The 12980-nt window shown below is 38.3% G+C and carries 10 protein-coding genes and 1 pseudogene; 6 read left to right on the top strand and 5 right to left on the bottom strand.

Features of this window, described 5'->3' with window-relative positions:
* Positions 1–28 precede the first annotated feature (28 nt).
* The gene (gene scfA, locus PCY70_RS01595) at positions 29–169 is read left to right on the top strand and encodes a six-cysteine ranthipeptide SCIFF (protein ID WP_010167991.1); all 141 of its coding nucleotides are present in this window, start codon (positions 29–31) and stop codon (positions 167–169) included.
* A 45-nt stretch (positions 170–214) separates the two neighbouring features.
* Here the strand turns inward: scfA and PCY70_RS01590 are convergent, their stop codons facing one another.
* Positions 215–3793, bottom strand: coding sequence for an efflux RND transporter permease subunit (locus PCY70_RS01590; protein ID WP_305768187.1), 3579 nt, complete (start codon positions 3791–3793; stop codon positions 215–217).
* Positions 3794–3826: 33 nt separating this feature from the next.
* Positions 3827–5713 carry an efflux RND transporter periplasmic adaptor subunit gene (locus PCY70_RS01585; RefSeq protein WP_305768186.1) on the bottom strand — a complete coding sequence of 629 codons (1887 nt, stop codon included), beginning with the start codon at positions 5711–5713 and terminating at the stop codon, positions 3827–3829.
* Positions 5714–5901: 188 nt separating this feature from the next.
* Between PCY70_RS01585 and PCY70_RS01580 the strand changes: the two genes are divergently transcribed.
* The 4 genes from PCY70_RS01580 to PCY70_RS01565 all read left to right on the top strand — a co-directional run bounded on the left by PCY70_RS01580 (position 5902) and on the right by PCY70_RS01565 (position 8938).
* Complete coding sequence (locus PCY70_RS01580) at positions 5902–7263, top strand: SCP2 sterol-binding domain-containing protein (RefSeq protein ID WP_305768185.1); 1362 nt, start codon at positions 5902–5904, stop codon at positions 7261–7263.
* Positions 7264–7288: 25 nt separating this feature from the next.
* On the top strand, positions 7289–7708 hold the full coding sequence (locus PCY70_RS01575) for an HIT family protein (RefSeq protein ID WP_010167985.1): 420 nt from the start codon (positions 7289–7291) through the stop codon (positions 7706–7708).
* Positions 7709–7839: 131 nt separating this feature from the next.
* On the top strand, positions 7840–8058 hold the full coding sequence (locus tag PCY70_RS01570) for a hypothetical protein (protein ID WP_305768184.1): 219 nt from the start codon (positions 7840–7842) through the stop codon (positions 8056–8058).
* Positions 8059–8230: 172 nt separating this feature from the next.
* Positions 8231–8938 carry a sulfite exporter TauE/SafE family protein gene (locus PCY70_RS01565; protein WP_305768183.1) on the top strand — a complete coding sequence of 236 codons (708 nt, stop codon included), beginning with the start codon at positions 8231–8233 and terminating at the stop codon, positions 8936–8938.
* 53 nt (positions 8939–8991) lie between these two features.
* On the opposite strand, the gene dapB is transcribed toward PCY70_RS01565, so the two are convergent.
* Positions 8992–9753, bottom strand: coding sequence for a 4-hydroxy-tetrahydrodipicolinate reductase (dapB, locus tag PCY70_RS01560; RefSeq protein ID WP_305768182.1), 762 nt, complete (start codon positions 9751–9753; stop codon positions 8992–8994).
* Positions 9754–9783: 30 nt separating this feature from the next.
* Positions 9784–10788, bottom strand: coding sequence for an aspartate-semialdehyde dehydrogenase (locus PCY70_RS01555; RefSeq protein ID WP_305768181.1), 1005 nt, complete (start codon positions 10786–10788; stop codon positions 9784–9786).
* Between the two features lie 267 nt (positions 10789–11055).
* Here PCY70_RS01555 and PCY70_RS13795 point away from each other — a divergent pair.
* Positions 11056–11232 (top strand): annotated as a pseudogene (locus PCY70_RS13795) (small, acid-soluble spore protein, alpha/beta type); the annotation flags it as partial.
* Positions 11233–11366: 134 nt separating this feature from the next.
* Here the strand turns inward: PCY70_RS13795 and PCY70_RS01545 are convergent.
* A complete protein-coding gene (locus tag PCY70_RS01545; protein WP_305768180.1) occupies positions 11367–12824 on the bottom strand; it encodes an APC family permease in 1458 nt (485 codons plus the stop codon).
* Between the last annotated feature and the right edge of the window lie 156 nt (positions 12825–12980).

The raw sequence follows: 12980 nt of genomic DNA, 5'->3' as shown, positions 1-12980 counted from the left end.
TAGATCATTCTATGAGGAGGTATTTCCTGTGAAGCATATCAAAACACTCAATACTAAGAATTTTAAAAAAAGCGTTCAAAAAGGCGGATGCGGTGAATGTCAAACTTCTTGTCAATCAGCTTGCAAAACATCATGTACCGTTGGCAATCAAACTTGTGAACAAAAATAAAAAAGAGCCAGTAGCAACTGCTACTGGCTTTCATTTTACCTTGTTTTATGCTACTCTCCATGTTTTTTCAAACGCGGCTTTCTCTTTCTCTAGCAACTCTTTTTCCATTTGCTTTAACCTCTCCTCTCTGATGCTTAACTTTTGCAGTACCTGTTCAATATATTCCTTCGACTTTTGTAGATCTTGCAATTCTTTAATTTTTTGCGTATTGCGTATGTCTAGCAATTCCTTTAGGTCACGCCTCTTTCGCTGATCTTGTATCCTCTGGCGCTCGTGCAAGTCCTCCATCTCATCCATCTTTTGTTGTTCTTGCTCTCTTTGTTGCTCATGTTGCTCTTGCCAATCCTGCCCATCTTGAAGATCCTGCTGCCGCTGCCTTTCTTGCATTTCTTGCTCTCTCCTTAGTTTTTGCCACGCTTGAACTCTTTGCTCCTCTGCTAGATCTTGCGCTTCTTGCAGCTTTTGCATCTCCCGGTTTTGCAATTCCTGACTTTCCTTATTTTGTAATATTTCATTTTCTAGTGGCTGAAGCTGCTTAAGTAATTCTTCACGCTCGTATTCTATCTTAAACTGCTCCTTCTCTAACTGCTGTCTTTCTAGTTGCAACTCATCCTGATCTTGAGCGGTTTGGTATCTAACTTTTTTGCCTCTCTTCTCTTTTTTATCTAATATCAAATAGAATGTTGGCATCAAAACCAAAATTAAAACGGTTGAGCTAATTAGTCCACCGATTATTACTAGCGCCATTGCTTTTAACATCATCGATGCCTCGCCATCATCGAATAAAATTGGTAGCATCGACAAAATTGTTGTTAGCGTTGTCATAAATATTGGTCTAATTCTAGATTTTCCCGCTTCCACTAACGCATCTATTAGGTCCATCTCCTGCTTCAGCTGTCTTACTGTGTCCACATACAATATTCCATTATTTACCGCAAGCCCCACTAGCATCAAAAACCCCATCAAACTCGTCATGCTCAAGGCTTCATCCACTATAAATAATAACGAAAATGCTCCAATTCCCCCAAATGCCAAACTCATCATTACCATAATCGAAAATCTAAACGACTCAAATTGTATCGCCATTACTGCAAACACCAAAAATGTACCTATCAAAATCGCTTGACCCAATGCCATAAGCTCCGCTATCATATCATCCATATTCGCATCGGTCATAGATACCCCCGAACCCAGGTCTTCCGTTAAAAATTCGTCTATCACTGTATTAATTTTTTCTGTATATGTTTGATCAAATATGGCAGTCAACGTAATATTATACTTTCCTTTTGAACGGTCTATTCTGAGGGCTTCACTTTTAAACTCCACATCTACTAAATCGCTAATTGGTATCTGCCCTCGCTGCGTCGCTATCTTAACATTTAAGATTTCACCAATTTCATCGTATTTATCGGCTGGGTACTCAACTCTCATTTCTACTTCATTGCCCGATAGATCTATATCTCCTGCATCTAATCCCGAGTTTAACATGCTCATCTGCATTGCAACATCAGAAACAGATAGCCCATAGCTGGCAGCTTTAATTGGATCAATCTTGAGCTCTGCCTGCGTTTTTCCTTCTGCAACAGAGGAGTCTACTCGCATAATTTCTGGATACGCATACAATCTTGACGTTATATCATTAGCCGCTCTTTCCACATCTGCATAGATTACACTCTCAATTGTAAATGTTCGCTCTCCAGCAACTACTGTTCCAGGCATTGCACCCATGATCGATCCTGCTTCTACGGCAATACTCATTTTTGGCAACTTGTTCAATTCAATTTTATACTCATTTACAATATCTCCTGTTTCGTATCCTTCTACTATATACGCATCAATCGTCGCTGTATTTCCGCTAGCACGCATATAATAATCAGTGATTCTCTCGTCTCCTTCTAACATTTGTTCTATCACTTTTGTTTCTTCTGAGATTATCTCCATTTTGGTTCCTGGTCTAAACTCTGCTGTAACCGAGAAATATCCCGAGTCTATTGTAGGCATCATTTCCATTCTCACTAGTGTTGCAATAAATCCTGTCGCAGCTACGATGAGGATCGTATTGATTACTGCCGGCAACTTCCATCGAACGAAATGTCTCACAAACCACTCATAGATCGTTACCAAAAATTTTATCACCAAATTGATCGGCAGCTTTTTTCGTTCCCTTGGCTTTAATAATACAAATGCTAGCGGTACTAATGTAACTGCAGAAATTATGGAAGCTATCATATTGTAGACAATAGTATATCCCAGCTGCGAAAACATTTGCCCACTCAATCCCTCCATCATTGCCAATGGCAGATACACAACAATCGTTGTAATGGTGGATGCTACCAGCGATGCTCCCACAGTTTTAGTGCCTGAAATTGCGGCATCAACGTAACTGATATCACCTCTTTTTGCCAAAAACATACTCTCCAAAACGACTATCGAGCTATCCACAATCATTCCTATTGCTATAATCAGAGCTATTCCCGTAATGGAGTTTAGCTCAAAGCCACTAACTCCCATCGCTATCAATGCCATCATTAGCGAAAGAGGAATGGAGCTCCCCACTATTAAACTTGCTTTGATATCTCCAAAAAATATAAACAGTACAAGCATGCAACATGCAATACCTATCAACAGCGTTTCTGCAACCGACATAATTATATCCACTATCGATTGCCCTTCATTACTCATTACATCAACTTTAATGGTCGGATTATCTTCTACTATCTCATCGCACAACGCTAATATTGTTTCTGCCACTGCTGGAACATCTGCGTCTTGTGTACCTGTTACCGTTATAGACAAGTTGTCGGTACCGTTATATCTGCTGGCTGTGTCCATCTTTTGTTGTAAGTATTTCACATCTGCAACATCGTCTACAATTATTGTATTTCCTGATGCAGTGACGATCGGCGCATTCGCTATTTCTGGCAAAGACGTCAACTCTCCAATTGCAGAAACGCTAATGATCTGTGTGCCTTGCTCTATTTCTCCTGCTGGAATTGTAAACTTCGCTCCCGCTATTGCGTTATTAACCTGAGACATCGAAATTCCGTATTGATCCATTGCAATTTCATCTACCTGAATGCTTATATACCCAGGGTTTACACCGTATACTTCTACTTCTGCAACACCAGTTAACGTTTCCAATTCTGGAACCAATGTATCGTTTATAAAACTTGTGATATCATCGCCAATCGTACTAGAAACCGAAAGCTGCACGATAGTAGAAGAATCCATACTCATCTGAATCAACACCGGGTCCATCGCATCTTCTGGCAAGGCTACTAGATCAATCTCTTGCTGAAGATCTGTATATGCCTTATCCATATCTGTGCCATAGTCAAAATAAAATATAACCATCGATAAATTTGCTTGCGATATCGTGGTTTCATAATCAAAACCTTCAACTAACTGCCCAACTTCTGAAAGCGGCTCGGTTACCAGTTTTTCTATTGTATCTGGATTTGCGCCTACGTATACCGTTTGCAATATAAACATTGGCATTTCCATCTGCGGCATGCTGGCCATTTTAAACGACGTCAGTGTATCAAACGCAAAAATAAAGAGCGTAATTAGCACTGTGAGAACCCCCACTGGCCGTTTAACCGACAGCTCCGTCAGTAAATTCATAAAACTCCCCCTTTAGTAAATTTTAATTAATTTTTATGTATTTGTATCTAGTAATACCCCATCTCTTAGCCCTTCAGACCACGTCGTTACCACTTCATCTCCTGCAGCAAGGCCGCTAAGTATCGATACTGACGTTGCAGTATATAGCCCTATTTCAACGGGCACTTTTACGGCTCTGTTGTTTACTACTTTATATACATATGCAAGTCCATTCGAAAATACGAGACAATCATACGGAATTATAATTGTTTGGTTTTCTGAAAATGTACCAGTTGTTAATCTCACCGCTGCCCCATTTTCTAACCTAGTTGCAGGATTAAATGTTGCCGTAATTTTAAACAACTTATTTTGTGGATCTGCATTGTCTGAAATTTCAGATATGTATGCCTGATACACTTTGCTTTCTAATTCAAAATTTACTTCTTGCCCTATTTTCATTGAGTTCTTCAGATCTGTTCCTACATAGAAAAGCACTTCCATAGTTTTGTAGTCTGATACAGTCGCCGATGCGGCACTTGATGTTGTGATCGAATCTTCTATTATTGTGATATTCTCTATGATTCCCGAAATTGGACTTTCCACTGTATATTGATCCAGTTGTATTTTGGCATTGTTTATTGTAGTTTGCGCATTCTTGATTTGCATATCCGACATCTGGGCCGTTATATTTAATGTATCTCTCGAAGTTTTTAATCCCGTATCGGTTTGGCTAATCTGATTTTCTAGCGATCTGCGAGTAAATTCAGCTGCATCTTTTGCGGCTTGTACCGAATCTCTCGCTTGTTTTATCTGCATTTCATATGATTCGATGGTTTTTCTTCTTCCATCTTCTGCCTGCGCAATGGCATTTTCTGCCTGTGTAATTGATAATGATTGAGCCTTAACTTGCTCACCCTTTAGATTTGTATTTTGCAAATTTACTACCTCTTTTTGAAATGCCAAATTTTCTTCGAGATCAACCACAGTATCTCTTATGTCATCTATTGCCTCTAGTGCGTTTTCATAATTTGTCTCTAGAGTATCCAAAGTTTGCTCTTGCTTGAATATCTCCGTTCTTGTTGCTTGTATACTTGCATCTACTTGCGCATACATCTCAGGCGACAATGTTCCGCTATTTAGTAACGCATATTGATCGTCCATCTGATCTTCCATTACATCTAGCAATTCTTCTAAATCTTCTTGCGCTTCTTTAATATCTTCCGCAGCTTCTTCTGCGTCTTCTATCTGATCACGCGTATCTTCTATCGTTTTTTCCAAATCTTCTATCTGCTTGTTTGTATTCATATTGCTTATATCATCCGCAGTGCCAAACTGAAGCTCATATCCCGCAACTGCAGAATCGTATTGTAAATTTGCATTCTTAATTTGTGTATCTGCTTGCTCCAATGCTTGTATGTACCCTAACTCTAACTGTGACAACGCAATCTCTGCATTTTTGATCGTATTTTCTGCATTATACAGTGTTTGCTCTCTATTTAGAAGTAGGGTTTCCTTTGACATTTCCTGATTTGTAACAGCATTTCGCGCATTAAATAACGCTTGCTCTTTAGATTTTTGCGAACTCTCCAACGCCACCATTGCGCTATCTATTTGTGCCACAACATTGTCGTCATCTATTGTGTATAGTAATTGTCCACTAGTTACATAATCTCCATCTTCTACATAAATATTTTCAACAAACCCCATCACCGGCGAAATTATATTTGCAACTTCGCTAGGCATCAGAGTTCCTACAAATTCTCCACTTTGTGCTAACGCACCTCGCACTGCTTTTACTGTATGCACCGACAATTTTAATTCTTCTTCGGGTGCGGCTATCGGCTCTTCTACCTCTGTTTCAGCATTTGCAGATGCCATACTACAGCCCGATAAAATAGAAGCCACTAAAAATACTGCCATAGCTTTTTGTAATATCTTCATCCTAAACCTCTCTTTATTATTAATATTTTCCATTCATTACCATAATATAAAGAAGTTGTGAAGAAAACATAAAGAAGCATTAATTGTTCTTAGATTTTATGTATCATTTTATTAATTGTCATTAGTAAATTTTGATGTATAATGTAAGTAGCTATTAAGTAGCGACCACAACAAAACGGAGGTATAACATGAAAATTGCACTTCTATGTGCCAATATAAAAGATGATTTACTATTTAATATTAAACAAAATATAGCAAGAGTGTTTGCAGAACTCGAATCTGAAGTAGAAGAGATCAACCTCGAAATATTGCCTTATTTTTCTGGAGGCAAAAGCGTTATGGGCGATCAGATCTTTGCCGCCATCGGTGAATGTAACGGCATCGTTGCTTTTTCTAATATTCATTTAACAGGAATCCACGGTGCCATGCAAACCTTTCTCAACTACGCAAGCGTGTATCAAGATATTGTTTATAACAAACCCCTACTTGCTCTCACGTATAGTAACACTTGGGGCGAAGAAAACGCCGCGCAACTGATAAGCTCTGCCTGGCGATTTTTAGGCGGTGTTGATGTTAATCCGCTTGCACTCAATTTTTATCTTTCTGCAGAAGATATTTCAAAAGTTGTTGAAAAACAGATGGAAAATTATTATAGACTGATCAATCAGGGCATTGCTAACATAGTTTCTACAGAACGAATGCTATTTTTAAATCGCAATACTACGGCTATTGGTGGACATGCATCAGCTTCTTTTGCGGCAGCTCCTGCTCCGGCGTCGGCTTCTTTTGCGGCAACTCCCGCTCCGGCGTCGGTTTCTTTTGCGGCAGCTCCGGCGTCGGCTTCTTTTACGGCAGCTCCCGCTCCGGCGTCGGCTTCTTTTACGGCAGCTCCCGCTCCGACGTCGGCTTCTTTTGCGGCAGCTCCCGCTCCGGCAATAACATCTTTTACTGCTCCACCTACGCAGTATAATACTTCAGCTCAATATACCGAAGTTTCTGCTGCTTTACCTACAGTGCCGATTTCATATACTGAGGTATCTACAGCTTTACCTTCGGCTACAACAGTCCCTGTTTCTACAGCAACATTTCGCGCACCTGCTTCGTATACTACAAATATTACTGATGAAAAGGAAATTCAAGAAATCACCAATATGTTAAAAGGTAAAATTCCCGACAACTCCTTTGCAACGGCCCCAGCCGGAATGTATCAAAAACCAAATTCACGCACTCCAAAAAAAATCGCGAGTTTGCCACACTACTTCGTGGCTCAACACGACCGTGGATTCGCAGCAATTATTCAGTATCTCATCAACGATACTAAAGAATCTGGATATATTACGATTCAGAATGGTGATTGTATATATGCCGAAGGAATTGTCGATAATTATACAGTAGAGATTTCTATGTTAGATAGCGTATTTGATGAACTGATTACAAAAGCGCTAAGCTATCAAAAAGCATTTATGGTTGGCCGAATTAAAGTTAAGGGCAACTTTGCAATTTTGCCGCAGCTGGATAAGATTTTTAGAAGCAGTCGCGAGTATAACTAAATTTTGGAAGGAAATGGTATTAGAAATGGAAGAATGTATTTTTTGTAAGATTGTAGATAACGAGATTCACTCATTTTGTGTGTATGAAGACGCTGATTTTAAGGTAATAATGGACAAATTTCCCGCTCAAAAGGGACATGTACTGATTATTCCAAAAGACCATAGTACGAATATTTTTGATATATCCGACGATGCTGCCGCCAAGATTTATCCCCTTGCCAAAAAGCTTTCTATAGCAATCAAGGAGACCCTTTGCGCAGATGGAATTAATATAGTTCAAAACAATGGTAAGGCGGCTAACCAAGCTGTATTTCACTTTCATCTGCATATCATTCCTAGATATGTTGATGATGGCGTAAAGCTTAACACTCCCACAAACTATGTAACTTCTGATGCAGAAATATTAGAAGTCGCAGATCTTATTCGCAATAAACTCAATTCGTAAATAACAAAACTATCAGTTGTGGTTGCATGTCTTCCACACTGATTTTCTAAAATTTACACATTATTTTTAGGCAGTTATATATTTTCTCGTAATAATTCGTGATATAATATACATAATTAAGGAGGTGCCTCATGTTTGGCGATAAAACTAAAGCCTATTCAAAATATTTGATGGGAATCAGTATGGGATTTGCTTGGCTTTTTACCGGAGTTGTGTTATGGGCAAACCGAAATACTCTAACGGATAATAAAATATTTTTACTTGCTACACCAATAGTTCTTTCTGTATCACTTATCTCTTTTTATACTTACAAAAGTGTTCAATTATATCGCAGCAGACACAAAAAATAGCCTATTTCTTATGCCAACATGTTAAAATGTTGGCATTTTTTTACATTTTTATATAGATTATTGATATTGTATATGCTATACTTAAGCAATAAAGCTACTCCTAGAACAACAAGCAATGCTGGGAGATTCTTTAAATAAACCATATAACAAGTTTTTAAAGGAGAATTGTCCAATGAATGAAATTTTATTTTTTATCATAGTATTTTTGGCCAACATAATAGAGGCAATCACAGGCTTTGCTGGAACAATGCTTGCAATGCCCATATCTATGCGGCTGATTGGCGCGGATGAAGCCAAAGTTATTCTCAATGTTATTGCCATAATCTTAGCGACAGGCACAACTATTAGATACCATAAACATATCAACGTGAAAGAATTTGTCAAAATTCTTATATTTATGATTATCGGTATGGCAGTAGGAGTTTACCTCTACTCTACGTTAGATATCAACTTCTTGCTTAAAATTTATGGCGTCATCATACTTCTCGTTGCCATCAACGGCCTTTGGGGCAAACAAATTCGCCATCTCAGTCCGATTGCAGGAGTGATTATTCTTATTGCAGCTGGAGTTATCCACGGAATGTTTCTTTCTGGAGGTGCATTGTTAGTTATCTATGCTATAAGCACGCTTAAGAATAAAGCAGTGATTCGCTCAACACTTGCACCTACTTGGATTGTGCTCAACTGCATTCTATTAACGCAAGATATAATGCGAGGTGCGTTTACTCCTACTACTATCAGTATGACGCTTGTATCACTCGTTCCGCTATTCGTTGCTTTTATAATAGGTGGTATTCTACATAAAAAAATGAATCAAGACTTCTTTGTAAAGCTAACCTACAGCCTGCTTATCATTTCTTCAATAACATTATTTTTCTAAATATCTAGGGGTTATTTCTTTCCTATATTGGATTTAACCCCTCCTATTTGCAGCTACTCTTTTCCTAGCAAATTTTCCATATTATATAGTCCAGCTCCCTTATTAGCAACGTACTTCGCCGCCCTCAATGCTCCTATTGCAAATACGTCTCGCGAGCTCGCTGAATGCGACAGAGTTATCACTTCATCCACTCCTGCATATATGACATCATGCTCACCCACAATCGTTCCACCACGAACTGCGTGGACACCTATCTCATTTTTGTTTCGCGCTTGACGAACTTTAGATCTGTCAAATACTATGGCATATTCTTTATCTATGACATCTTGAATCGCCTCTGCTATTGACAATGCTGTCCCGCTTGGCGCATCTATCTTTCGATTATGATGCTTTTCTACTATCTCTACATCAAATCCTTCCGGCACCAGTGCTTTTGTTGCCCTTTTCGCTAGCTCTATTAACAAATTAACACCTATAGACATATTTGATGAAAAAAATACAGCAACAGATTCACTCGTTTGTACTAGCATCTCCTTTTGCTCCGCACTCAATCCTGTAGTACACACTACAACCGGAATTTTTTTCTCCTTAGCAAACTCCAGTACTCCATTCACTGCCGCCGCGGTTGAGAAGTCTATTATTACATCTATGTTTTTGTCGCATTCTGCTAGCGCAGCAAACACGGGATAGTCGTTGGCAATGGTCTGGTTTATGTCTACTCCTGCAACAATCTCTAGCCCCTCTGCGTCCTTTGCAAGCTCGGTGATTACTCGTCCAATCTTGCCATTGCATCCATGCATCAAAATCTTTATCATTTGATATACACTCCTATCTTTATGAGTAGTCTACTTAATTACATCATTTGCTATTATCCATTCAGCTATTTGAACCGCATTTGTCGCCGCACCTTTTCTAATGTTATCTGCAACAACCCAGAGATTTACGCCGCTGTCGACGCTTTCATCTCGTCTAATACGTCCCACAAACACTTCATCTTTGTCTGCTGCGTTTAGCGCCAGTGGATAGATCTCTTTTGCGACATCATCTTCTATAACGACTCCTTCACCATTTTTTAAAGTATCTATCAAATTTTTTAGTTCGAATGTATTATAAAACTCCACATTGATGCTTTCGCTGTGTGAATTAAATACTGGCACCCTAACTGTTGTTGCTGTAATTTTTAGCGATTGGTCGTGTAGAATTTTTCTAGTTTCTTCTATCATTTTAATTTCTTCTTTAGTGTAGCCGTTGTCCATAAAGTAATCTATATGTGGAATACAATTTCCTGCAATAGGGTGCGGAAATTTCTTTGGTGCTTCTCCTCTTAACCCCGCTTCTAAATCTGTATATCCTCCCATTCCAGCTCCTGATACTGCCTGAAATGTGGTATAAACTATTCTCTTAATTTGGTATGCTTCATGAAGCGGTTTTAGGGCCACAACAGCTTGAATTGTTGAGCAATTAGGATTTGCTATAATTCCTCTATGTTTTAAAATATCTTCTGGATTGACTTCTGGTACCACTAACGGTACGGCTGGATCCATTCTCCATGCAGAGCTGTTATCTATTACAATTGCTCCACTCTCTGCCGCTATAGGTGAATATTTTAGGCTAGTTCCTCCACCTGCCGAAAACAACGCGATATCAATTTTATGATCCTTAAAACTATTTTCGTTTAGTTCTAAAACAGTATACTCTTTGCCATCAAATTTTAGTGTGCTCCCTGCCGAGCGAGCAGATGCAAAAACGTAAAAATTATTTATAGGCAATTTTCTTTCTTCTAGTACTTTTAGGAATGTTCTCCCCACCATTCCTGTTGCTCCTACTACTGCAATATTATATCTTTTCATCTTTTTACTCCTTACTCTTTTATCGATTTTTGACATATAGTATCATTTTTCTACAATCTATTTATACTCCAAAATAATTTAGGAATATTGTCCACTAATTTGACATAGATTATACATATAGAATAATATCTTTTATATTATAGCCAGGCTAACTCACGACTATTCAAATTCAAAACTTTTTTTTAAAAAAGTAGGGATAGGGTGTATATTATATGTTAAAAAGATGCATACTTAGTTTAAATATTATTAAAAGGAGATGTATACAAAATGCCGACTAAAGAAAAGTTATTCGACGCATTGCCAATGGATCAAAAAATGAAACTTGAAATCGCTGAAGAGTTAGGACTGTTAGACAAAATTCAACAGGATGGTTGGAAAAGTCTCACACCAAAAGAAACTGGTAGAATCGGCGGTCTTATGACTAAACGCAAACGCGAACTCAAAAGACTAGAGGCTGCCACTAATATGAGTAGCTCCTCAACAGATATATCTGATTCCACTATTGATAGTGTGCCTACTTCTGTTTCTAATAATTCTACTATAGAAACAGATAACACTTCTCTTTTAAATTAATCTTTTTAATCTTTACAAAGGGGTACTTCTGTGTATCCTTTTTCTATTTTTACGCTTCCTATCTCATATATCGAATATATAAAACCTGCTATACTTGCAAAAAGTATCGGTCCCATTATTGAAACTATCCCTTCTGCATAACATCGCTCATCTATTAATGTCGCTACAAAACTCATATTTGTTACTACCACCATCAGCAGTGCTATTGCGCTAAATACTGCTATCGAATTTATTCTCTTAAATACTTTTACTGGCTTCACTATTTTCTTTTTTGCTCTAAACCACGGAAACATAAGAATTAGCAAAAACGATGGCGCTGTTGTCGGAATTACTGCCATCAACACCATCCATTCGAGGTACTCTTCTCCATTTATACAAACCAACGCTATAATCATGATGAGTAACATCGTCTGTAACGCCAATACGTTTGCAGGAACTTTATTTTTATTATTCTCCCTCTGTGGCAAGTGCGATGCAAATTGTTTTAGCGGTGAGTATAGTAATATGATATATCCACTCAGCTGTATTATAAACATACTCAATCCTGTAAATTTATAAAATATTATCCCCGCTTTTACCGCCGTGGCTTCTGTATATCCTGCGCCTATCGCCATCATATATCCTAAATTTTCCATTATAACATACGCTAGGTTCGCCATAGTAATATCTTGGCTCATCAGAGTTTCCCAGTGTACAAACACTCCTATTGCCAAAACTGTGACTACATACATCGCAACTATCGATATCGCTGCCGCACCCATTCCTATTAATACTCCAGCTCCTTTGTCTTTGTGTGCGAAGCCTACCACTAGCTCTGCTCCAGCAAACATACATACTCCAAAATTTAATAATGATAAGCTCGCGACACCTGTACTATCTTGGTTTAATGCAATGGCCGATAATCCACTCGCCAGCACTCCTTCATTTGCAATGAGCAATACTAAACCGCCGCTAAATAAAACCGCATTTAACATTACAACAGCAAATCCTCCAGCTAACGCAATTTTCTTAGCTGCCCCACATTGTATCAGAGCACTCATTCCTATAATCAACGCTATTGCCAATATCCCCATTGCCGACAAACCTTCTAACTCAAAAACACTTGCCGTATGCGAAATATCTCGACCATAAAACGCATATGATAACGGCTCCCATATTGCGAACGAATGTTTTGTGATCCATATTAAAAATGCCATATACCACATCGCCACCGCTACAAAGGCCGTCTTTTCTCCAATCATATTTTTCAAATAATTATAAATTCCCTCATTTTTAAATGCAGCACCATACTCTATTAGCATCGCGACATATGGCAAGAAAAATGCCATCGCAGCCATCAGAATATAAAATATTGCACCATATCCCGATTGATAAAATACCTCCGGCGCATCTGCAAACGAAAATATTGCTGCAAAAAATATCATCATCGTCGCTATTGCACTAAATCTTAATCTTTCTTTCATTTGTACCTCCTAAATATCATCTTGTAGCCCTCGCTACAGTATTTTTTTTTAATATAGCAGAAATAAATTTAAAATTAAAGTGGTCATGAACAAATTTTTATAAAAACATAACTACAATGTGTACGCAGGCAAAAAAATAGCCGCATCGGAGTTTAT

Source organism: Candidatus Epulonipiscium viviparus (genome assembly GCF_030708075.1).
GTDB lineage: Bacteria > Bacillota > Clostridia > Lachnospirales > Cellulosilyticaceae > Epulonipiscioides > Epulonipiscioides viviparus.
This window is presented reverse-complemented; position numbering and strand designations above follow the sequence as displayed.